Annotated in this window: 19 protein-coding genes, 1 tRNA gene and 1 pseudogene; 3 read left to right on the top strand and 18 right to left on the bottom strand. The window is 44.6% G+C overall.

Features of this window, described 5'->3' with window-relative positions; all coding sequences use genetic code 11:
- Positions 1-505, top strand: a 505-nt coding sequence (locus tag E0E16_RS05290; protein WP_130829751.1) for a transposase, incomplete at its 5' end; no start/stop codon positions are given.
- Between the two features lie 87 nt (positions 506-592).
- On the opposite strand, the pseudogene E0E16_RS05285 reads toward E0E16_RS05290, so the two are convergent.
- The 12 genes and pseudogenes from E0E16_RS05285 to E0E16_RS05230 form a co-directional block, all read right to left on the bottom strand.
- A pseudogene (locus E0E16_RS05285) lies at positions 593-1,054 on the bottom strand (conjugative transposon protein TraK); the annotation flags it as partial.
- 17 nt (positions 1,055-1,071) lie between these two features.
- On the bottom strand, positions 1,072-2,430 hold the full coding sequence (locus E0E16_RS05280) for a TraJ family protein (protein WP_130829395.1): 1,359 nt from the start codon (positions 2,428-2,430) through the stop codon (positions 1,072-1,074).
- 4 nt (positions 2,431-2,434) lie between these two features.
- Positions 2,435-3,115, bottom strand: a complete 681-nt coding sequence (locus E0E16_RS05275) for a DUF5045 domain-containing protein (protein WP_130829393.1) — start codon at positions 3,113-3,115, stop codon at positions 2,435-2,437.
- On the bottom strand, positions 3,112-3,807 hold the full coding sequence (locus tag E0E16_RS05270) for a hypothetical protein (protein WP_130829391.1): 696 nt from the start codon (positions 3,805-3,807) through the stop codon (positions 3,112-3,114). Before E0E16_RS05270 ends, E0E16_RS05275 begins: the two co-directional genes overlap by 4 nt.
- Before the next feature lie 13 nt (positions 3,808-3,820).
- Positions 3,821-4,549: a hypothetical protein gene (locus E0E16_RS05265; RefSeq protein WP_130829389.1), complete on the bottom strand. Its 729-nt coding sequence runs from the start codon at positions 4,547-4,549 to the stop codon at positions 3,821-3,823.
- A complete protein-coding gene (locus E0E16_RS05260; protein WP_130829387.1) occupies positions 4,537-7,416 on the bottom strand; it encodes a TraG family conjugative transposon ATPase in 2,880 nt (959 codons plus the stop codon). The genes E0E16_RS05265 and E0E16_RS05260 overlap by 13 nt, the downstream gene beginning before the upstream one ends.
- A gap of 5 nt (positions 7,417-7,421) precedes the next feature.
- Complete coding sequence (locus E0E16_RS05255; RefSeq protein ID WP_004342148.1) at positions 7,422-7,700, bottom strand: DUF4133 domain-containing protein; 279 nt, start codon at positions 7,698-7,700, stop codon at positions 7,422-7,424.
- 61 nt (positions 7,701-7,761) lie between these two features.
- Positions 7,762-8,124 (bottom strand): DUF4134 domain-containing protein, encoded by a 363-nt coding sequence (locus E0E16_RS05250; protein WP_004347460.1) that lies wholly within the window; start codon positions 8,122-8,124, stop codon positions 7,762-7,764.
- A 102-nt stretch (positions 8,125-8,226) separates the two neighbouring features.
- Positions 8,227-8,607 carry a hypothetical protein gene (locus tag E0E16_RS05245; protein WP_130829385.1) on the bottom strand — a complete coding sequence of 127 codons (381 nt, stop codon included), beginning with the start codon at positions 8,605-8,607 and terminating at the stop codon, positions 8,227-8,229.
- A 12-nt stretch (positions 8,608-8,619) separates the two neighbouring features.
- On the bottom strand, positions 8,620-9,222 hold the full coding sequence (locus tag E0E16_RS05240) for a DNA-binding protein (RefSeq protein WP_130829383.1): 603 nt from the start codon (positions 9,220-9,222) through the stop codon (positions 8,620-8,622).
- Positions 9,215-9,622: a lipase gene (locus E0E16_RS05235; RefSeq protein ID WP_130829381.1), complete on the bottom strand. Its 408-nt coding sequence runs from the start codon at positions 9,620-9,622 to the stop codon at positions 9,215-9,217. Before E0E16_RS05235 ends, E0E16_RS05240 begins: the two co-directional genes overlap by 8 nt.
- Entirely contained in the window at positions 9,619-10,308 is a 690-nt protein-coding gene (locus tag E0E16_RS05230; RefSeq protein WP_130829379.1) for a ParA family protein, read from the bottom strand. The genes E0E16_RS05235 and E0E16_RS05230 overlap by 4 nt, the downstream gene beginning before the upstream one ends.
- A 759-nt stretch (positions 10,309-11,067) precedes the next feature.
- Here E0E16_RS05230 and E0E16_RS05220 point away from each other — a divergent pair.
- Both E0E16_RS05220 and E0E16_RS13920 read left to right on the top strand, forming a co-directional pair.
- Entirely contained in the window at positions 11,068-14,223 is a 3,156-nt protein-coding gene (locus tag E0E16_RS05220; protein WP_130829377.1) for a sacsin N-terminal ATP-binding-like domain-containing protein, read from the top strand.
- A gap of 79 nt (positions 14,224-14,302) precedes the next feature.
- A complete protein-coding gene (locus E0E16_RS13920) occupies positions 14,303-14,476 on the top strand; it encodes a hypothetical protein (protein ID WP_158635980.1) in 174 nt (57 codons plus the stop codon).
- Between the two features lie 306 nt (positions 14,477-14,782).
- On the opposite strand, the gene E0E16_RS05215 is transcribed toward E0E16_RS13920, so the two are convergent.
- The 6 genes from E0E16_RS05215 to E0E16_RS05195 all read right to left on the bottom strand — a co-directional run bounded on the left by E0E16_RS05215 (position 14,783) and on the right by E0E16_RS05195 (position 20,612).
- Positions 14,783-16,345, bottom strand: coding sequence for a relaxase/mobilization nuclease domain-containing protein (locus E0E16_RS05215; protein ID WP_130829375.1), 1,563 nt, complete (start codon positions 16,343-16,345; stop codon positions 14,783-14,785).
- 76 nt (positions 16,346-16,421) lie between these two features.
- A complete protein-coding gene (locus E0E16_RS05210) occupies positions 16,422-16,802 on the bottom strand; it encodes a hypothetical protein (protein WP_130829373.1) in 381 nt (126 codons plus the stop codon).
- A 357-nt stretch (positions 16,803-17,159) separates the two neighbouring features.
- A complete protein-coding gene (locus E0E16_RS13515) occupies positions 17,160-17,432 on the bottom strand; it encodes a hypothetical protein (RefSeq protein ID WP_162304002.1) in 273 nt (90 codons plus the stop codon).
- A complete protein-coding gene (locus E0E16_RS05205; RefSeq protein WP_130829371.1) occupies positions 17,433-18,560 on the bottom strand; it encodes a site-specific integrase in 1,128 nt (375 codons plus the stop codon).
- 244 nt (positions 18,561-18,804) lie between these two features.
- Positions 18,805-18,879: transfer RNA gene (locus E0E16_RS05200), tRNA-Arg, on the bottom strand.
- Positions 18,880-18,947: 68 nt separating this feature from the next.
- Complete coding sequence (locus E0E16_RS05195; RefSeq protein ID WP_130829370.1) at positions 18,948-20,612, bottom strand: tetratricopeptide repeat protein; 1,665 nt, start codon at positions 20,610-20,612, stop codon at positions 18,948-18,950.
- Positions 20,613-20,634 lie beyond the last annotated feature (22 nt).

Below are 20,634 nucleotides of genomic sequence, written 5' to 3'. Positions count from 1 at the left end.
AGACTGCATGGATATGAACGAGGATGGGCTGATGGAATATCGTGAGCAGGTGGTGGTGTTCAGGAAGGGCGGTATCAACCATATAGCGCGTATCATCACCTATGTGGATATCAAGAAGGGAAAGATGCCAAAGTTGGTGTCCTTGCTTACCAACGACTTTGACATGTCCATGGAGACTATCGTAGCCATCTACCGCAGGAGGTGGCAGATAGAGTCTCTTTTCAAGCAGATAAAACAGAACTTCCCGCTTAGATACTTCTATGGGGAGAGTGTCAACGCCATCAAGATACAGATTTGGGTTACACTCATTGCCAATCTATTACTGTCACTGCTGCAAAGCTCATTGCAGAGGCGGTGGAGTTTCTCAGGGCTGGCTACTATGGTGCGCATTGTACTTATGGAATACCTCAACATGAATAATTTCTTCAACATGCCGGATGCCGACATGAAACTCATGCTTGAAGCAGCGGCTGAATCGCCACCCGAGGTAACAGAAAATGAATAAGGGGGCTTGTCACTAACATGCTGTCATCCGAACTATTGTGTCTCAATGAGTTGGAATGAGGATTTCTATGTTTAGCGGACAGTAATATTTAATAATCTGCGTACCGTAGTATTTGAACTTCCGAGTGTGTTCGTCTAGTTTGATGGAGTCACAGATGATCATGCACACGGCCGAAGAAGAGACAATGTCCGAGTAAAAACCGTTTTCCTCCATCGCCTGTTTCTGTTTCAGTGCCGTACCGTCCGCCATATACATGGCTTTGGACAGTGTCCATTTGATATAGTCGTCATCGGGTGGTAGATTGAAGAAATACTGATGGAAGAGCTGGATGTGTGCTTTTGCCTCCATGACAAAATTCGCCTCTTGCTTACTCCTTTCAGCGAGAAAAGGAATGTCGCCATCGAGGACATAAATCTGATTACGCTCTTCCGTTACCAACTTGGCACAGTAGAAGATGCAGCAGGCACAGACCACCGTACTGCCGATGATGGTCAGCAGTACAGTTGTCAGTGCGAGCCTTGTTTTCTGTTCCAAACTTTGTATTAACATATTCTGTCGTTTTTAGTTTATTTTCCTCTGTTGTAAGAATCTCTCATGGAGCTGCCCATCTTCGATGCCGCCTTGCCAGCAGAGCTTTCTGTGAACATGTGTTTGGCCTCCTTCGCCATCCCCGAGGCAGCGCCTCCCATGACTCCAGCCATAGTAGCCACTCCGCCATCGGAATAGCCACTTGCGCCGCTCACAGCTCCTGCCATACCAGCTGCGCCAAGATGCGCCGCACCAGATACCGCCGAACCCGCCATTGGTGTAGCCACTGAAGCGATACCCACTCCAGTAGAAGCGGCACTGCCCACAGCTCCGCCCACGGCTCCTGCTACGACACCTCCGGCTGCACTGCCAGCACTTGAACTCACACCCCCTGGAATTAGCCATGATGCCACTTCAGGGACGAAACGGATGATATAGGCACCCACCAGCATACCCATAGCATACATGCAGTTGGAGCCAATGCCCTGAATGCCCAAAGCGCCTATCTGTCCCCAAGAGTTCACCTGCCCCTGCAGAAGCCTGCCATAGGCATTGAGGTCCTCGCCGAGGTTATACATCAGGATGAAGTCGATATAGTACAGGCACATATAGGTGACAAATCCCCATAGCGACAAGGACAGATATTTGCTGATCCATTGCGACCATGCACTGCTCCATGGAGGTACTATCGAGAGGGCGAACATGATGGGGGCAAATGTGGCCAGTATAGCCATGAAAATACGCTGGGCTACCAAGATGCCATAATACGACATCTGGAATATCAGTTCACCGATGAAGCGTATCACGTCGTTTATCCATTCCGACACCTTTGTCTCAGCAGCTACGGTGGCTCGCTGCGCATAGTTGTTGATGGTCGTGCCCAGATTTTCCATGTTGTAGATGAGCTTATCCCACCAATGGGCATCCTCCCCGATGGTCTGTACCTGCTTCGCTGTCTCAATACTGTCCTGCACCTGGCGGAGTCGTTTGAGATAGTCCGACTGCTTCTGTGCTACTTTGAGTTCCAGCGCAGCCACTTCCTTGTTCTTGCTGCTCGCCATCTGTTTGGTGGTCGCCTCCAACGCTTTGCCCGGTCGGGTCAGTTCCTGACAGATCCAAGAACTGTAAGTGATGCAGATGGACAGTCCCACGATGCGGAGAAGTTTCATTACGTCCATCGCCCTACGTCCAAGCATCATCATCCAGCACTCGTAGGAACCCACACAAAGGGCGAGGCACAAGCCTATGACACGGGCGTAGCCCACGGTGTTGCCCAGCACCGCCGACTTCGGAAAAGTCTCCATCGCCACCAGCAGCTTCTCAAGGCTTTGGTCAATAGAGGGCAGTCCCATGGTGAGTAGCTGACTTGCAATATTCATCAAAATATCTGTAACCATAATTTTATCGTTTGTAATAGTTTTGCGCCATGCCTACAAGATGTGCCACGCGACTGACAATTTCCTCCATCTGTTTCTTATATTGTTGGTAGGCTTTCTGCCGTTTGGCGTTTTCAAGTTCATATCCCACACCCGTCCGGTGGATATAGGCTATATCCTGGCAAATCATCTCGTTCTGCCGGGTCAGTTCATCGACCTGAAATTTCAGTTTGCCGCTGCTCCTCTGCATACAGAAGAGCAGTCCGTCGGAAATAGATTTCTGCATGCGTTCGAAGTCGGCTTTGAAGGAGGAATAAACCAGATCGACATTCCTGTCAGCGGCACGCGTCACTTCCTCCTTGTAGAGTTCTTCTATCTTCGCACGTTCATGCTCGGTTTCCTTCATCTTCTGTCGTTGCGTCTCTTCGGCGGTGATACGAGTGGGCATGATGCGTTTCACGCTGGACTTACTTTCCTTAAACCTGACTCTCCAGCCAGATTTGAGAAATCTCCATTGCCAGTAAGCCTCACCACCGCTATATTTCTTGTGTAATAAGTAATAATACCATGCAGGAGCAAAGTCCCATGGTCCGTTCTCCATCGACTTCCACTGCTTTTCCTTCTGGTCATCGTAGGTCGGATGCTGTGCAAATGCAGACAGTGAAAGATAAAGTAACCCTGCCATGATGAATAGAAATTTTCTCATATACCGTTCCATTTGTTAATTACTCCTTCTGCTATTTTGTCCGTCACCTCACTGTTGAGGATGTCCCAAATATAATCGTATCTGACCCCGCCGACGGTAATGATGCTACACCAGACGTTGGCACCGTCGATGATACCTCTCATGTTTTCTATGGAAGTCTTCAACTCCATGATAAGGTGAAGCTTCTCGTCCATCGAGGCCTTCATTACATTGACACCGCTGGCGGCAAGCGATGCATAAAGGGCTTTGATGTTTTTGATTTCTCTTGCACAAGCCATATTCGCTTCTGTATAGTACCATGCCACCATCGGCTTCTTGGAGGTATATTGAAAAGTGGAGCGTGTAAACTGGGAGTACTCCTGTATCAAGCGATACATGCTGTTGACTGTCGAACCCAATGCGCTGGCTAAGATGACGTAGGAATAGCCATTATTCAATTTACTGTCCAAGGTCGTTCTGACATCATTGAACTTGGTAGCACCCTTTGTGATGATGCTCTGTTCACCAAAACTCGTTGCCACCTTTGCCAAGGCCTTGTCCTCTTCACCCTTGATGAGTTTATGCAGACTGATAAGGGCTTCAATGGTTAGCGGATCCCTCGGCGTCGGTATAACATCGGCAAAGATGGGAGCTGCTACCATGAAGCACCATAACAACAGCCCATATCTTTTTATATTCCATGCCTTTTTCATAAGCCAAACTTTTTTAGACACCCAAGCCGTTCCAGTTATCAATCAACCCGTCAACGGAGTTTTGAGCCGTGATATAGGCAGCCCACGACTCCACGTCAATGGCCATGAGCACATCCCCCCAGTTGTTACCGAACTGGCACATCATCACCATAACCTCCAGCTTATAGTGGATTTCAAGCAGACGACTGTAGATCTTGTTGGCCATCGTCAGCCGCTCATAGCGGTTGAGCAGGTTATATCCGTCGTCCTTGCTGTCATCTTTGGCCGTGTCCAAAGGATTGCGTACCTTGCCGTTGTTTACAATATCCACAAAGTCGTGTACCAGTCCTTGCGTCTCGGACACGAGATTGGTCATCTCATTGAGGCATACCACATAGTTCTTGCCCGGTGACTTGCCGAGCTGTTTCAGCACGATGGGCACATCCTTGAAGATGCTGGCTGTGAGCGAGACGATTTCACCGTAGTATCTGCTTTCTTCCCCAAAACCAGTGATGTTCTGCATGGAGAGTTGGTAAAGTTCCTTGATGCTTGCCATCGTAGCGGTATATTTCATCAGCTTCTCTTGCTTGGTATTGATGGAATCCAGACGCCCGTTGTGCCTGTCCTCTATGAGTTTCTGCGAAGCAGCATTGGACATAACGGCGGCCGTGGTTTTCTTGTCTATCACCACACGCCAGCCAGCCCGAATGTTCAGCGAGGCAAGGAGCATCGCCAGAACGAAAATTAACCTTAACTTTTCCATAAGCTCATAATGTTTTGATGTTCGTTGACATGCCGCGCGAAATCGAGATATTTGCTTATCCCTGCCTTTCTGCGGTCTTTCTCTATCTCTGTGATGGCCCGTTGGATGTTACCACCATAATGCTTCGTGTAAATCTTGAGGGCTTCCTTTTCCGCCCGTTCCGTGGTGTAGGCCCAGTAACATTCAGGCGGTTCTTCCACACCATACACATCCGATACCTGTCCACGGCATATCCATACCTCCTTGAAGTAATTCCGCCCCTCGTGGTTGTTAAGACTGTTGATGGTGAAGATCTGCTGTCGTTGAACCGCTGTCAGTCCGAGGATAGCCGCAATGTCATCGTACCGATCCTTGAATTTGGCCTGATCAAGCAGAATTTTCACGTCGCTGTTGTTGATGATAGCCTCCTTGACAATGGGAGAATCAATCACGTCGTTCAGTTCCTGTGTCACTACACCGGCGATGCCGTGGAACTTACGCACCGTCTTGTAGAGATACTTGATATATTCTGCCATCGTAGGCGAGGCGATAGCTTTCCATGCCTCTTCGATGATGAGAGCCTTTCGGCCTTTCTTGATACGCATCTTCTGGAGAAACACATCCATGATGATGAGCACCACGATAGGGAACAGCACAGGGTCATCTTTGATTTTGTCAATCTCAAAGACAATAAACCGTTCATCGAAGAGTGACTGTTCCAGATCGTTGTTCAGCGTGCACTCCAGCTCGCCACCACGGTAGAACTGTTCGAGAATAGCAGCAAAGTTGTCAATGTTGAAGGCTATCTTCTTTTCGGTCATCAGTTGTGGAATACGTTCCAGCGCATATTCATAGAAAGTGTTGAAGGACAGCTTCCTGACCGTCATCTTACGTCTGCGCTGCTCCATCTTCTCGATTTTCTGTTCGATGCGCATGAGGTAGCTGCCTTCGATTACCTCAGCCATGAGGCGCATGAGTTGACGGTTAGCAGCCACCTTCTCACCCTCTGTCGCAGCTTGGTCATTGACCAGAGCATGCAGCTTTTCTACCTGACGTTTTGCCTTGATGTGATGCGCAACCTCGGCTTCAGAAAAGATGGTATCTCTGTTTTCTGCATTGACACTTGCAGAAGTGTTTCCCTGATATCCCTCAAAATCTTGATAGTAGCTATGTTCCACCTTCTCACCATACTTCTCATATTCACCGTTCTTTTTATCCTCCAGCAAGAGCCGGTGTCGCAACCTATCTTTCTCTTCTGCGGAAAAACCACGGAAGGGGTGGAAGAAAGCGTCATAATACTCCACGATGACCTGATTGATGATGGCATCTTCAATCTTTGAAGGCATCTCGCTTCCCTTGTAGATGAGAAAAATAAGCGATTTGAGAAAGTTCTTCTTCTCCCCGAAGTTCTGTCGGTATTCCGTCTTCGTAATCTTAAACGGATTCATGGAGATGGGATGCTCTTTGGAGTAGGTGATATAGGTGCCACCGAAGTAGCTGCATATACCCTCGTAGCTATCTCCAGTATCTACCATCACCACATCCGTATTCTGCTCCAGAAGCTGGCGCACCACACTATTCATGTGGAAGCTCTTACCGCTGCCACTGGGTCCGATACAGAAAAAATTAGCATTGTCAGTGTACTTGTGTACTCCCTCCTTGCCGGTAATGTCTATCGCCACAGGAAGTCCCTGCCTGTCTGTATAATAGGTTTTGAGCGGCGTTTCCTCAGAATGTTTCAGATGCTCCTTAAAGCATAGGCAGAGCGCTGCGTCCGACAGCGTAAGAAAAAGGTCGTAATCAGGATTGAAGGCATAGCCATTGCCAGGAAAGCTGCACGTGAAGAGCTCCAGCTGGTTATAAGCCGAGCGAGAGGGCATGATGGCACAGTCGTAGAGTTTCGTCTCGATGTACGATGTAACCGGCGTTATCTTGTCGTGCGGACAACTGACGAGGATATTGAAATTGGTATAAACCATCAGCTTGCTATCCACAGCCAGTGTGTCCAACAGCCGTTCTATATCTTCTTTGGCGATGCGGTTGGATGGATCGGGCATGGATCCGTGGCGCTTCGCCTTGCTTTGCAGCTTGCGCATAAGCCTGCGCTGGGCAGGTATTTGTATGACCTGATTGTAGATGACACAGTCAGTATAAGGTATCTCCGTTAGGAAAGAAAAGAGGTCAGTGGCAATGTAGGTGCCGTTGATGTTGACCGAAAGGAACGGCCTCACGAAGTTGGGCATATTGATTTCATCTATATCCACCCAGGGAAAAGACTTTACCGTCCGGTCGCCTATCTTCAGGTTCTCGTCAGAACACTTGAAATTGGTCATGGAGAATGGACCCTGCTTGAACCGGAATGCCATAAAGCGGTGAAGATACTCGTCTATTTCCGACTTACTCAGCTTGCGGTGGGCAATACCTTTCTCTTGCAGAATGTCAGCTACCTTGGCTACTTTGACATGGAAGTCCTCCCATCGTTTGGCGTCGTATTTCACGAAAGCATTGTGCGCACACTCCTGCGTAACGATGAGGAAGGTGCGTATGTCGGTATATTCCCGTCCCTCGAAGTAGTTGAAGTAACTTTCGGTCAGGAACTCCTGTTCTCCCTCCGGCTCATGGTGATACTCCTGCTTGCAGAAGATGTCCTGTTTTTGTAGGGCATACCCCTCACCGAGTGTCTTTATAATGTTGGCCAGTACGTCCTGGAAGAGGCAATATAGATCAGCATCGGTACAATATTGCTGCACGGGATTCTCAATCTCGAAGAGTACGGACGGATTCCCCTTCTGGGACCAGAGCACCGTATTGAGCAGTTTCCCGTCCTTATCCCTGATGTCTTGCAACTGGGAGAAAAGTTTATCGAAAGGTTTTCTTTGCTGTGCCATAACCGTTAGTGTTTGAAAATCCCATGATAGATGTAAATACCCTTATTCCGATGCTTGGCGTGAAGCCCATTTCGCTGCCGTATGTAGATGGTGGCCAGTCCGACAAGGGCAAGGACAATCATGGCAATAAAGCCAGCCAGCTTGCCCAGGATGATGGAAAAAAGGATGAAACCGAGAAAGGATACACCGATGGCAATGGCGGCAAAGGTTAGGAAACGCCCTCTGATGCCCATGAACTCCAACGGTTTCTGTATGCCTTTGTATATAGGAAAGAAATCTTCCATAAAACTTTGAAATTTGGTAGGAGCCAAACGCTTGGTTGCAGGTCCGGCTCCCACCGATTGATTACTTGAAGAAGAGCGGAAGAGCTTCCGACATGGCGATGAAAGCCACACAGCCACCGATGGTGAGCATGATAGTCTTTTTCACGTCCTGGTCGCCGTTCTGCATCTTGAAATACACATTGAACGCTCCTACTAACACGATGACGGCTGCGATGGCCTTCATCAGGTTGGAAACAGGGGTCTGGTACGAAGAGATCTCCGTGGTAGCTTTGGAAAATCCGCCAGCACCCTTGCTGTTGGCCAGCATTGTTCCAGTACTCATGGCGAACATTCCCACGCTTACTGCTAATTTCAAAGACTGACACTTCGCAAAACTCCAAGCACGTCCCACGCATTTTACTGCTTGTTTTCTCAATTGTGACATAATCGAATGGATTAAATTTGAAATTCAATTCCATGTTAAAGCCGAAAGTCAAACAAGTTAAAGTGCTAGGTCTGAAATTTAAAGATAAAAAGTTGGTATGTTTTATGGAGAAATGTCCCCTCTTTCGGGATCAAACTCCTTCCATTTGGCAAGCAAGCTGCCCAGTTCGCTGTTTTCACCGTCTTTCGACAGGTCTTCCACCTTGACCAGCAGGTTGTTTACTTCAATACCGCCGGTCATCAAGAGCTCTGCTGTCTGCTTTCGTTTCAGGGCAGCTGTCTTCTGTTTGTTGATGATGGGGCGAGTGATAAGGATAGGCGTAAATTCCCTTACTTCATCGGAGATGTCAATGGCTTCTTCCTGTACCTTATCGTCTTCGCTGGTAGCACGCTTTCTGTTTGCCAGCAGGTCGTAGGCCACCGTACCCAAGTAATAGCAGAGGTAGCAAGCCACAATAAAGCCGAGGAATATTTGAAAACTCATACGCAATAGGCATTAAGTGAACGATGGGCATTGAACCGACATGGCAAGATAGACACTCATTGGCTGAAACTGCAATCCCAGCTTCTGCCCATTGCTCTCACGGATCGGTCTGCGCTTCAGCTGTTCATTATAATATAAGGTGTTATGGCCAGGAATGGTCAGATAGCCATACGATTTCAGGATGCTCTTCAAGACTACACGTTTCTTGTTGCCCACCACCTTGATGTTTGTTTTTTGTGGTAGTCCGAACAACACGCGGGCCTTCTCCCGTTTGATGATACTCTTCCTGCTGCGCGACCGTATCTGTCGGGTTTCGTCTGCCGTTCTTTCAAGGTGGTACATCTTAACGATTCGTGAAACCGACCTAGTAGATATACCTGTAAGATGTGCTATCTCACTATGAGAGTGATTGTTATATAACCGCCTGACCGTGTCAGCCGCCGCCATCGCCTTGGTGACAGGGCGTTTACGCAAGCCCAACTCATGCAACTTCCGCCGTAGGCAGCTCAGAGAAATACTCAAATGTTCTGCTAAAGCGGTATTGTTCATCTCCTTGTGGTGGTCGATAAGGAAATCCACCATTGATACGGTCCAGATAATATTTTGCCTATACATGATTTTGAAGGTTATTGACAATATAATCGTTACGGCGTAGAAACTCTTTGAGGTAGCCACTGTTGGTGCCGATAAAGGCACGGAGGGCGGCATTGATGATATCGGTAACCGACATATTGTTGATATTGCAGAGCTTCAACAGCTCCACCACCTCGTTGTCTATCTCGTAGTTCTTGCGATCGTACTTCTTGACACGGTAGCCGTATTGTTTTGCATACAGCTGGAAGAGCTGCCAACTGTCATCAGACTTGTGGATGTTGGGCTGCACTGTCTTGGGCGCAGTTTGCGAAGGTTGTGGAACAGATGGTTCTTTCACCTCATTAAACACCCCGTCTATATCGGGTAGGTTAAGCAGGTCGTTGGTAGGCAGCGTCTGCGAATGGAGAATGTCTACTTTCATTTTGTCTGCTCTTTAGGTTTGAATATCTGTTGATACATAAAGTCGAAGGTAGGTGATACGATGTCCTTTTGTGGTCCCATCAGTTCGATGGTGTTGTATCGTTGCAGATCCGCCTTGACTTCTATGCGTGGCGTAACCAGTCCGAAGTGGCGTAGCTTTTCCTCCGTTTTATCCCATAGCTCCAGTTCCGCTTTCTTGCCATACCGTTTGTCCCATTTATTAACCACGAAGACGAACTGGCACTTCATGATGGGCAGCATACGTTGGAGCTTGGCGATGAAGCCGATGAAAGTAGCGGTGGAATTGATGGAAGTTGCCTCGAACTGATAGGGGCATACGATGTAATGACTGAGGGCAAAGATAGGCACCAATCCCTGTTGCGACAGGTTGCCGGGTGTATCCATCAGCACGATGCCTTTGTAACCCTCGCGCAGACTGGTAAGAAACTCCCTGACGTTATTGGTGTCTTTGATGTCGAAAGGCTGTACGGTATAAGGCAAACGTACTCCTCTATATTTCTCTACATCCTCCTTTCGTTTGGAGTAAATGGTCTGCTGTCGGTCAAAATCCACAACGAGTACGCTTTCTCCCTTTGCCGCCAGGTAATCGGCGAACATGGTGCAGAGCGTAGTCTTACCGACACCGCCCTTCTGATTGGCAAAGGTGATCATGATGTTGTCTCTCATTGTCGAAGTTGTTATTAGTTGTGTGATAATAACAAACTCCTTTTTGGAAGGCCGGTTATCAAATGGAGTTGGGTCCCAGTAGCATTATTTCGTGAAATAGGCATCTTGCGAGTTAGGTAAAAGAGGAAGATGCTAAATCGTGAAATCATGGACAAAGATAGTGTTTTTGTTTTATACTTGCAAGTGGCTTTGTTGCCGTGAAGAGCCTCATTGATAGATGGTTAATGTGCCTTTGTGTAAATGTAATAAGACGTATGATTAGAGAATATGATGTGTGGGGATTGCCCTAAAATCAAGCACAAAATAAAGATTAAGATAGATTAACGGTCGATGATTTTCAAGGGGGTGACGAATATGAGGGGTGGAATTTTTTAGGGTAGTAAACGGATGATATACAAAGAATATCGTATCTTTGTCTTTGGAAATTAACTATCATTATCATAACTTTCCTGCTATGGAGAAACTATTTGTTGTTGTATGTACCATGATGCTGTCGATTTCAGTGATGGCGCGGCAAACCATTGAAAGCCAAATCTCAGAGTTAAAACAAAAGATAGAGGCAGAGCAACGATAGTTGAGTGGACTATCTCAATGTGTGAGTGAGGTGGAGCAGCTAATTGTCGATTTACGTATAGCGATGGACTTTGGCAAGGCCATCACAGCGATGCAGGGTAGCAGTAACGTAACTAACGAGCTCATCTCACTGATTGAGAAAATAACTACAAGTAAAGATATAAGGAATAATAATCAATTACTACAATGGCATTAGGGAACATCCAAAAGTTGGAAATACAAAAACTGAACAAGGAGAAGGCACGGAGGCAAGATAACAAGCAACATTGCCAAAAGATATTGCAAGGTATTGGCAAGTTTGATGATAGCACGGCTCATCGTGCTATCTGGGAATTGGTACAGAATGCACGTGACCTTTCTCGACATTCTCATATCCGCATTGAACTATATGAGGATAAGTTAATATTTGCGCATAACGGCCGACCTTTTAATTTTGATAGTCTGAGTTCACTCATAAAGCAGGTGTCGTCCAAGGAGAAAGAAGATCCTGATGCCGCTGGGCAGTTTGGTACGGGTTTTATGACCACTCATAAGTTCAGCCGAGTGCTTGAATTGTTTGGATCCTATGAAGTTGCTGAGGGATTATATGTCTCTTTGGAATCTTCTGATGGGAAAGGTTTTGTCATCGATCGTAGTTCGGATGACCTCTCTGGTATGATTGAATCAATGACAAATCAATTAAGTAGGTTGGACGAATTGTTGGATAGAGAGACAACTGCAACAGCAGAGCAGGAAACAGTATTCTTGTACCATTTAGACCGTTCAGACAGAAAAGAGGCTGCAAGAACAGGAGTAGAAGCAGCTATCGAATTGATGCCGTATGTAATGACAATCAATGAACGTATTGAGCAGTGTACAATACAGCTGGAAGATGGGACGAGAATTGACTTCCGCAAAGAGAACGAACAAGATACAGAAGGACTTCACTGTAAGAGAATTTGGAAAGACCGGAAGCCGATAGATGTATTCTATTTGCAATCGGAGGATGGTAAGGAAATAGTTATTCTACCTCTATGTCAAGCAACCGAGGCTAAGAAACTGAACAATGTTCCTCGTTTCTTCATCTTCTTTCCACTATTAGGAACCGAGCAACATAGAATTAACTATATATTTCACTCGGAAAAATTTTTCCCTACCGAACCTCGTGACCTAATTGTATTACCGGATGGAAATAGTGAACACCAAAATAAGATTGATGCTGATGTAGCGTTGATTGATGAGATGTGCACAATGCTGTTTGAGTATTTAAGGAAACATAGTGCGAATATATCGGGGAGTATTACTTTGGCACCAGTCGGCTTTGAGACAACCGCTATGAAACCTGCGATGGTAGAATACTTCAAGTCGCTTCACACTAAATGGGTGAACGAATTTCAGTCTATTCCCTTCATTGAAACGACAAATGAACATGTAAGTATCAGTCAAACTGACAAAATTAAGGTTCTTGACCATACCATTGTAGAGTTTCTGAGAAAGGAAGGCCATGAAAAATACCTGAAAGTTATTTATGATTATGCCAGCAAGGTTTCCTGCTTACCGAAAATGGAAGAAATTCTTGATTGGAGTGACATTGTCTTTGGATGGGATCCTGAAAAAAGGGAATGGGTTGTGTCGGTAGAAGATATCGTCAACAATATTATAGAACACAATGATAAGACTAGTTTACTGGAGTTCCTAATGTACTTGAAGGAGAGTGGACAAACGGAGCATTTTCGTAAGGCTATAATTCCAAATCGAGAAGGTGTACTTTGTCCGATTAACAATCTGCGAAATGGTGAGAATATACCCGGCAACCTCTATATGGTCATCAAACCATTAGTGCCAGATTTTACCAATCAGTTGGTGGACGAACAATACGCCAAGGTTTACGATGAATGGGTATCGCCAACACGCGAAGATTTGAAGACTGCACTTAGTGGTTTTGTGAGCGCCGAAGAGATGAAGACTAAGCCTTACAGAGATAACTTAGAAGCTGTTATAGATTTCTGCATGACTTTCCCAACGTCTACTCCAGGCAATACACGTTACAAAGCCATGATGATCATCTGTGGTATGCACAATAAGCAACTGCAGCTTAATCATGTTCCGCATCTTGGTGATGTGGACAAGGAGCAGCTGATGTATAATGTGGTGTTCGATTCCCTCGTCAAATGGCAATTTAAGCAGATAGAACTTGCAGCAACGGAAAATGCTAAATGGTACGAACAAAATCATAAAACATTGTATCAACTTTTGAATGCACTCTCTAACAAGGAACGTCCAACTGCCTATCAGAAGACCATGCAGGATTATGCGATATTCCCTAATCAGAATGGCAAACTCTGTAAGTGGGATACACTGCATGTGTTGGCCGAGAGTGAAACATATAAAGCCGAGGATATTGATGACTTGAGTTCATATTACAAACGGGTAAAGGGAGAAGATATACGTGATAAGTGGGTTGACCTCTGCTTCAAAGACTTTGAAAAGTTCACAAAGGATAAAATTAAAGAGAATGTCGCCCGTCCTATTGATGATGCCCTTCAAGAATCGAACTATAGTTCTGAAGTTACTCTTGAAATTATCAAGCATCTTGATAGCAAGGATGAGAACTGGGAAGATTGGTTCACTAATATCAATAAGAATAAGGCTGAAATCTTCCTCCACCGCATTGACGATAAAGATTTGCCTAACGTATATACACTCTTGAAAGATAAAACTAAGATTAAGTCGCTGGCTGAACTCGCCGATGATCCTAGGATGCAGGAGATTATTGATGCTGGTCGGAATACCTTGGCTCAAAAAGATTATGAGAATCGTCATAAAGATTTCATCCGTGAATTAGGTAATTTTGCAGAGAAACTTCTTCTAGAGAAATTACAAGATGCTATCAGCAACAAACAATTAGAAGTCGAGGTTTGTGATCAGCAAGGTGGTCAAGACTATAAGGTCTGGCTAGGTGATAAAGTGGTGTATTATATCGAAGTCAAGTCTCGATGGAGTACCAGCGATTCTGTGGAAATGTCAGCCCTCCAATTCAAAACATCAGTAGAGCAGAAGGAACGCTACTCGCTTTGTATAGTAGATATGACATGGAAGAAGGCTGAAGATATTGCTGTTCGTAAATATGACGATTTGGAGACTTGTATCAGGCATACCAAAGTTTTGCATGATATTGGTAAGCGCAATGAGTGGTGTATCGATAGCGTTCAAGACATCAAAGACCGCCCTCATATCGGAGGGGGGTATAGTTTAGTTGTTCCTCAGAAGTTGGTTGAGCCAAGTGGTACACCTGACTTCTATAATCTCATAGAGCGGATTAGATACGTGATTGATGGTGAGAGAAATGTAAAAAGCAAGTAATATATGTTGTTACTTTCTGGGATAAATCCCCAAAAAACGATAGGCCTGGTTAGCCCCAAAGTTTATATTGGTTATATTGATGAGTCGGGTACAAGCAGCATGGTATCGGAGACTCGAAAGGAGCAATGATTTCTCCTCTAATATGGAGTACGCCATAAAAATAGATGATCATTTCGCACAGACACCACGCTTCGATGATTTCACAGGATTGGGTATTGTGGATTTCTATCCTGTCGTACATTCCAACAGTTAGCCCTTTGAAGAGGCTGCCCGAACAGTAATTCGGGAAACAACTATCTTTCGCTGAAACCCATCACGAATGAATAGGCTATTGTGGGGATAATATTTCCAAACGAAATGAGGAGTAGAAAGGAAATTTTGCAAAGATTGTACAAAGGTTTTATCCCAAATCGGTCATTAGAGATTTTTCGTGCAAAAAGTCAGATTATAGCAGGCTGTTCCATCGTTATAGCATCTATATACTAACACAATATGCATCTTTCATTCTATTTCAAGACAAAATGAAAGCAAAATTTTCTAATGACCGATTTGGGTTTATCTATCTTTTCAATTTCCACTCTCCATCCACCACATAACCACCATTGTCACCCACTTCCCATTCGGCATTACGGTCGGAAACCGATGTCTGATGCAAAAGGACGTTACCCAGAATATTATTAGAATGGCGGGAACTTTGGGCCGGCATAGGTTGGAGCACTTGCAGAACTGGGAGCAAGGCTTTGAAGTTAATACCTTCTGAAGCCAAGTTAAAAATGCACTTGTACGAGAAATCGACACAATAGTATTCGTCACCTTGTCTGAAAATGGCAAGATGATTTTCTTTTAATGCTGCCCACAAGTCTTGCTTCTCGGTTGATGCAGCCAGATTGTTCAGCACTTCTACGGCAAAGCCATTGTTGGGTTTGCTGTGAGGATCTATATAAATAAGGTAGGGATTTTCAATCTTCCAGATACGACAGAGTATATCACGCTCCACCTCGTTGGTGGGGCAAAAGGCCTGGACACAGTGCAACATAAAGTTGAATTTTAATACCTTTTGCACACTATCGATCAGGGCGACCTCCCTGCCATTGAGCAGCCTGAAACGGCCTTTGGAAATGCGAGTACCATACTGTCGCCATAACATTCTGTTGAGTTCGTAAGCAATCATCCGGGGATTATCCTCCAGCATGGCATCCACGTAGAGCTCTACCTTATTGATTCGTTCTTTTTCGCTCATGAAGTGTTGCAGTTGTTTGATAGAGAGCACACTGCCACCTTTATACACCGTTTGTTTGGAGTGATCTACTATCATGTAACCGTATGGTTTGTCCTTTGAACCAAAGAAAACGAGCGATACACCAAACTTCTTTTGCAAGATGTCTGACAGTTCACTGCGGCTGGCAACCATGTTGCGATACTTTTTCATAACAGCCCCCAGTTGCCTACGACGTTTGTAGGTTTTCTTTTCATCAATAACAGAGAATTTTGCGGTCAAATCTTCCATTCCGATTTTTGTTCGTACCCGTCCGCCACGTGCAATTTCGAGGTTGCTGTCACGCTCGAAACATTCATAGCCAGATGCCTCCATGATGGCTTTGAATTGTGTAAGCGAATTGAACTTGTAACTAAGGGCCTCCTTCAAAAACAAATCAGCACGCAATTCCTCATCTTCGCCAACAATTTTGTTGATGGCCTCCTGCGATCGGATGCGCTCGTGGTTGTGGTCTATTTTCTGGCCATTGGGATTCACCCGGCTGGTGATGATGTGCAGGTGATTGTTGTCGGTGTCATTGTGCGCATAGATAAGAAGCGGCTGCCCCTCATCATCATAGTCCATTTCGTGAAGATACTGGTGGGCAATATCCAAAAGTTGCTCTTGAGAATATTCATGTCCCCGGCAGGAGATGGCCACATGGAACTGAGCCTTGCGGATATGCTCGTTTCTTGCCGAATAATCAATCAGGTATTGTTGCAGCTGTTCGGGAGTGTAGCCATCAGCGGCTCCCACATAACCGAAGTTCTTCATTTCAAGGAGTACTGCCTGGCCTTTGGCTACTTTTCGCTCGTTGTACTCGACGGCATGGAAATTTGTGCTGGAGGGAAGTATGGTTGCTATCATCGTTTTTTTGTGCTTTTGCGTTATCGTGAGAAGATGGAAACGGTAAATCGGTATTTACCGATAACTGCTTTCCGCTTTATCGTGTTAATCGTTTGACTATTTGATGCTGTTCCTGTTTTACCGCTGTTAAGAGTTTTTGCAGCTCCATGATTTGAGGGTAAAGCACTTTCTCAAAATAGGGAAGTGTCAGCTCATTGGCTATCGCCAGTTCGTTGGCACGCTTGACCAGCTGATTGAAGTTGCCGCCCATCCATGCCAAGTCCTGCTGATACTTCTTGTAAAGGGCTGTCATCTCGTTGAGTGCGGCTATCTTCCGCTTTGTTCCCGTGTCGTCAAATTGTTTGATGGCATCCCATATCATACTGCTGACCGTCTTGTAGTTGGCCGCTTTCTGCTTAATCAGTTCGGCATCCTGTGCTGAAATCCTTATCCAGAGTCTTTTCGTTTTCCGTTCCATATTCTTCTGTTTATATTCTGAGTTGCGAAGAATAATCCCCAACTTGACAGAGTTGGCAAGTCACTTTTGTCCGCACAAAAGTACAACTTGCTACCCAAACTCCGTTAGGGAAATGTAGTCCCGCCACTTGCTTGTCTGTAATAAAGTTAGCAAGAAATGATGAGTTGCAATGTCCCTCGCCCTTTTTTCAATAAAAGAGTTTTCGTGAAATTGGAATATCGAAATCCCGATTTGTCGATATTGGGATAAACCGAAGTCACGAGTCCGCTGCTTCGAGAAAAGACGAAAATCCGATGCCGTGAAATAGTGACATTACGAGAATATATAACCACAAAAAAACTACTGATAATCAATGTTTTAGATGGCTTTTTTCTTGCTTTTCTCAGTTATTTTTCCTACCTTTAGTAGGACTAATAATGTTTTAAGATGCAAGTGTTTCTCTTCGTATATATCATGCTTAGGGCCATCTTCCAGCTGATAGGTTGGGTGATTAAAGGTTTTTTGTATGTCTTGTGGATGATTTTTGGTGGCATTGCCTACTTGGTGAATTATCTGATGGAGCGTAAAACATAAAACCATACCTCGAAGTGGGAGGTGTGGCTCTATGTGGGTGTGAGATTTATTCATCATTCATCTGATTGCCTTCTGGAGGTTTACCGCATGTCGCTCGATGGTCGATTTCAGCACCTTCGCATAAATCTGCGTGGTCCGGATGTTCTGATGCCCCAACATGCGTGCGACATTCTCTATGGGCACGTCGTGGGCAAGAGCCAGCGTCGCAAACGAGTGCCGGGCAATGTGGAAGGTCAAGTTCTTGTTGAGCTTCATGGCTGCCTGGATGAGATGCAGGTAGTCGTTTGCCTTTTGATTGGATATTCTCGGCAACTTGAAATCATACTTTTTGAGCACCTCCATTGCCGGTTTGAGAATGGGAGTGAAGAATTTAGAGCCAGTCTTTAATCTGCTTCCATCAATATAATACAATGTTCCCTGCAGTTCCGTCATCGTATCAAAGCTAAATGATTGAACATCGCAATATGCCAAACCAGTATAGGCGGCGAACACAAACAAATCTCTGACCTTATCCAGTTTTCCCTCCAGTTTTATTGTTCGGATTTTTTTCAATTCTGTTTCAGAAAGCGGCTCACGTTCTTTACATTTGCCTCGCTTAAATTTAACCAAGTTGTAAGGATCAACGTCTATAACATTTTCTGTAGCAAGCCTCTTTGTATAGATACGAAAATTCTTGTGATAGTTATTGATTGCAACATCAGAGCGGGTGCCATCTCTAAGCCATTGGTCAAAGGCTACCAAATTTTCCCGCGTTAAGTCCTTTGTGGTTTTTATCTGACCAAAACGCCTGATAGCTTCCAATGTGCAAATCTTGTGTTTGCGTGTACCCTCACGTATGTTTTCTTGCTTAATGGATTGTTCCATATACAGCAAGAAATTTACCGAGCCTTTACTTTTGGCAAATGGATTGTCTTCTGTTTCGTAATAATAGGAGTCAAACTTCTCAACGGATAGCTTATCGTCAAGAACACTCATTGCAGCCAAAATCTGCTCACATCTTTTCTTGATAGCACATACCTTAGGAGAACTTATGAAAGTCTCCAGTTCATCAGGAGCTACATCACCAAGAGAAATATATTTTCTCTCGGTTCTACTGATATAGACACGGACCTCAACTTTTCCTTTGTCGCGTTTGTCGGCTACCTTTTTTCGGTCAAAGATGACCACAACTTCCTGTTTTGCCATATTAGCATCATTTTTGTGGAGAAGGGAGGTTGGTGGAAAAAGTGGTAACACATTGTGTATTCTGGTAACACAAATTGGTAACACATTTTATTCCCGAGAGCTCCTTTTTGCTCTCATTACTTCCCATTACCACGGGGTTTAACATTAAGTATAAACACCTCTAAATGTGCTAATTAGCTTACAAGTGGCTCATTCTAAACAAAAAAAAGGATTTTGTTGTCAAAATCCTCTTTTTCTTAGGTTGTGATTCCGTTGGGGTTCGAACCCAAGACCCACAGCTTAGAAGGCTGTTGCTCTAATCCAACTGAGCTACGGAACCATCAAAATCGGGTGCAAAATTAGTAAATCCGTTCTTTATTGCCAAATTTTTTAATTTTTTTTATTCTTTTATTTGTACTTCTCCAAGAAAGAATCTGCTTGATCATTTCCCTGTTCTTTGGCTTTTTGAATATTTTTTATCCCTTCTTCCTTTTGGTTGCTTTGACATTGTGCTATTCCCAATATCAAGTAAGCCTCAGCATAATCCGGTTTAAGTTCTATTGCTTGTTTTGCCGCGCTGATGGCTGCTTCAAATTTATTTACGCGAAGCAAAAGACTTCCGGCTTCAGCACAATATATTGGCTCTTTAGGGTCTAATCGAGAGGCAATGAGAATGTCTTGCAGTGCTTGTTGCCATAACTTTCCTTTCGCTTCGCATTGTTCTCGCATATAGTAGAATTCAGCTCCCAATTGTCCTCGATAGAAGTATTCATAAGCGTAGTAATCCTTCATGGCAAGCCGGTATTGCCCCATTTTGTCTAACTGTTGGGCGCGAGCGAAGAAATAGGGAGCTGATGTTCGTACATATGGTGTATCGCAAAGTTCAATACTTTGATTCAACAAATTGAGAATTTCATTGTCGTCCCCATTCAATTGTTGTTTGCATTGCGCCATTTCAAGATACAACTCCGGATTTTTTATGGAAGAGGTGGTAAGGGCTTCAAATGCTTTGTAAGCTTTTTCGTAATCCCTTTTTGCAAATATGAGTTTTGCTTGCAAATGCCTATATTGTGGGTTTGGTTTAATTTTGTTCGCCTCCAGAACTTCTTTCATCGCTTCATCAAGTGTCCATCCTAAGTCTTTCACAGTTTTTGATGTTGTGGTATTTAGGACACACTGGTATTGTATTCTTGCAAAGTTATAATGTGCCACATCTTTAGCTGTAGTTTTTGCAATCGCTTCTCTCAGCACTTTGTCCGCTTTTTCAAATTCCTCTTTGCTAATCAATAAATTAGCTTTTGCTGCGTATCCGTCATTTAGTTGTGGGAACTTTTTCAAAAACTCATCCACGATTCCTTCTCTATATTTTTCCGGTTTGTCTGTCGATAACATGAGTGCTATAATGGCCTCTTCCTGTTCGGTTGGTAACGCCACCCTTATGAAACAGTCGCGAAGTGTAAGGTCATTTTGAGAAAGTCCGGAAATGTTGAAGTCTCGGGCGAAAGTCGCATCTGTGGCACTTCGTATTTCATTATTGAAAGCATACATTCCGATGGCTTGTCCCATATCGTTGGTAACCAAAGCTCCATTGCACTGTTCATCGGCAGAAGTTACAAGCACGCTATAGTTGTATTTTTCCATGAACTTCTCCACCCTTTTCACAGTGGCTTTCTCTGCAGAATGACTTTTAGATGTGGTAACTATCCATGCATTAGAATTGCTTGTAATATTGGATGTTAAGTTAATTGGTGTTGTGGATGCGTTGATTTTGAATTTCGTGATGTCGTAGATTCCATTTGCACCCATGATAGCTTCAACTTCGTGCTTTTGTCCTTTATTGTCTATAACGACAGCCCGGCTTGCACCGATAAAAGGTTTCCAAGGACTGACGCATACCCCATTGGTAGTAATAAAGAAGCCGTTAGAGTTTGCCAATATGGATCCATCTGCTTTAAATGTAGTAAGTGTGAAAGTGGAGTTTGCTGCTTTCTTTATGTTAGATGGTTGCGCCAATACCGTACCATGATAAATGATAAATATGAGCGTTAGGAATGTTTTAATAATCTTTTTCATACAACTTGTTTATGTTTATTTC

The sequence above is a fragment of the Prevotella rectalis genome (genome assembly GCF_900607215.1).
Classification (GTDB): Bacteria; Bacteroidota; Bacteroidia; order Bacteroidales; family Bacteroidaceae; genus Prevotella; species Prevotella brunnea.
Note: the sequence above shows the minus strand (reverse complement) of the source record. Positions and strands in the feature narration are given on the sequence as shown.

What these genes read in the sequence shown, in the direction of transcription:
- E0E16_RS05280 (WP_130829395.1), bottom strand. Translation starts at nt 2,430, where the DNA reads ATGGTTACAGATATTTTGATGAATATTGCAAGTCAGCTACTCACCATG.
- E0E16_RS05275 (WP_130829393.1), bottom strand. Translation starts at nt 3,115, where the DNA reads ATGAGAAAATTTCTATTCATCATGGCAGGGTTACTTTATCTTTCACTG.
- E0E16_RS05270 (WP_130829391.1), bottom strand. Translation starts at nt 3,807, where the DNA reads ATGAAAAAGGCATGGAATATAAAAAGATATGGGCTGTTGTTATGGTGC.
- E0E16_RS05265 (WP_130829389.1), bottom strand. Translation starts at nt 4,549, where the DNA reads ATGGAAAAGTTAAGGTTAATTTTCGTTCTGGCGATGCTCCTTGCCTCG.
- E0E16_RS05260 (WP_130829387.1), bottom strand. Translation starts at nt 7,416, where the DNA reads ATGGCACAGCAAAGAAAACCTTTCGATAAACTTTTCTCCCAGTTGCAA.
- E0E16_RS05255 (WP_004342148.1), bottom strand. Translation starts at nt 7,700, where the DNA reads ATGGAAGATTTCTTTCCTATATACAAAGGCATACAGAAACCGTTGGAG.
- E0E16_RS05250 (WP_004347460.1), bottom strand. Translation starts at nt 8,124, where the DNA reads ATGTCACAATTGAGAAAACAAGCAGTAAAATGCGTGGGACGTGCTTGG.
- E0E16_RS05245 (WP_130829385.1), bottom strand. Translation starts at nt 8,607, where the DNA reads ATGAGTTTTCAAATATTCCTCGGCTTTATTGTGGCTTGCTACCTCTGC.
- E0E16_RS05240 (WP_130829383.1), bottom strand. Translation starts at nt 9,222, where the DNA reads ATGTATAGGCAAAATATTATCTGGACCGTATCAATGGTGGATTTCCTT.
- E0E16_RS05235 (WP_130829381.1), bottom strand. Translation starts at nt 9,622, where the DNA reads ATGAAAGTAGACATTCTCCATTCGCAGACGCTGCCTACCAACGACCTG.
- E0E16_RS05230 (WP_130829379.1), bottom strand. Translation starts at nt 10,308, where the DNA reads ATGAGAGACAACATCATGATCACCTTTGCCAATCAGAAGGGCGGTGTC.
- E0E16_RS05220 (WP_130829377.1), top strand. Translation starts at nt 11,068, where the DNA reads ATGGCATTAGGGAACATCCAAAAGTTGGAAATACAAAAACTGAACAAG.
- E0E16_RS13920 (WP_158635980.1), top strand. Translation starts at nt 14,303, where the DNA reads ATGAGTCGGGTACAAGCAGCATGGTATCGGAGACTCGAAAGGAGCAAT.
- E0E16_RS05215 (WP_130829375.1), bottom strand. Translation starts at nt 16,345, where the DNA reads ATGATAGCAACCATACTTCCCTCCAGCACAAATTTCCATGCCGTCGAG.
- E0E16_RS05210 (WP_130829373.1), bottom strand. Translation starts at nt 16,802, where the DNA reads ATGGAACGGAAAACGAAAAGACTCTGGATAAGGATTTCAGCACAGGAT.
- E0E16_RS13515 (WP_162304002.1), bottom strand. Translation starts at nt 17,432, where the DNA reads ATGATGAATAAATCTCACACCCACATAGAGCCACACCTCCCACTTCGA.
- E0E16_RS05205 (WP_130829371.1), bottom strand. Translation starts at nt 18,560, where the DNA reads ATGGCAAAACAGGAAGTTGTGGTCATCTTTGACCGAAAAAAGGTAGCC.
- E0E16_RS05195 (WP_130829370.1), bottom strand. Translation starts at nt 20,612, where the DNA reads ATGAAAAAGATTATTAAAACATTCCTAACGCTCATATTTATCATTTAT.